At 49.3% G+C, this 1267-nt stretch carries 1 protein-coding gene; it reads left to right on the forward strand.

Annotated elements, in window-relative coordinates; genetic code table 11:
- Nucleotides 1–1267: ATP-dependent helicase HrpB (hrpB, locus tag R7Z78_RS24410; protein ID WP_169643840.1), on the forward strand; the 1267-nt coding region annotated here is incomplete at both ends.

The following is a 1267-nucleotide window of genomic DNA, read 5'->3' on the forward strand; positions in this document are numbered from 1 at the left end:
ACGATTAGCCGCGCGCAATATCGCGAGATATTTGGCCGAGCAACTGGGCGAGCAAGTTGGCCAGCGAGTGGGGTATCGCGTTCGTGGCGAGACAAAGGTAAGTGCTTCTACTCAGTTAGAAATTGTGACTGAAGGGGTCATGACTCGCATGATCCAAAATGACCCTGAGCTAGATGGCGTCGATTTGCTGATTTTTGATGAGTTCCATGAGCGCAGTATTCATGCCGATACGGCTTTGGCGCTTAGCTTGGAAGTTCAAGACGCATTGCGAGACGATCTTAAGCTGGTGGTGATGTCGGCAACGTTGGATCAAGAAGCGTTGCAATCCTTACTGCCGGAAGCTTGTTATATTGAATCTGAAGGGCGCTGCTTTGCTGTGGAAACTCGCTATGCTCCGCTGACTGCCAACGATCATCTTCCAACGGTAATGGCAAAAAATATAGAGAGTTTGATGAATAAAGAGTCAGGCTCTCTGCTTGCGTTTCTTCCCGGTGTGGCGGCCATTAAGCAAGTGCAAGAGCGTTTATCGCACTTACCGGACGATGTTGAAGTATGCCCGTTGTATGGTCAGTTGAGCTTTACTGAGCAACAGAAAGCCATCTCTCCTGCAGAAAAAGGTAAGCGCAAAGTCGTATTGGCAACCAACATTGCGGAAACCTCTCTGACAATTGAAGGTATTCGCCTTGTGGTGGATTCTGGTTTGGAGCGCGTTGCGCGTTTTGACTTGAAAAATGGCCTTACACGATTGGAGCAAACGCGTATAGCTCAATCGTCAGCCATCCAGCGAGCTGGTCGTGCTGGGCGAATTGAAGAGGGGATTTGCGTTCGCCTCTATTCAGAAAGCCAACTCAAGCAACAGCCACAAGTGCCACAACCTGAGATTTTGCATTCCGATCTTGCGAGCTTGGTAATGGAGCTGGCGTTTTGGGGGACGACCGATATTCATGAGCTAAAATGGCTCGATATTCCTTCTGCTGCCGCGCTGCAACAAGCTAAGCAGTTGTTGTTTTCATTAGGGCTTATTACCGAGCAAGGACAACTGACTGCGGAAGGAAAGCAGGCTCATGACTTGGGGGTAGAACCTCGCGCGGCAGCGATGTTAATTAAATCGCAATCCCACAGCGATAAGATGGTAAATGTCGCTTTGGCGGCGGTCGCCCTAATTGAAGAGCCAGAGCGTAATGTAACGAATATCGCACATAGCTTGCATCGTTGGTTGTCCGGTTCTCATCCGAAAAAATCGTTGTTATTGAAGCGCGCACAATCT

It is taken from the genome of Vibrio sp. 1167, assembly GCF_033340375.1.
Taxonomy (GTDB): domain Bacteria; phylum Pseudomonadota; class Gammaproteobacteria; order Enterobacterales; family Vibrionaceae; genus Vibrio; species Vibrio alginolyticus.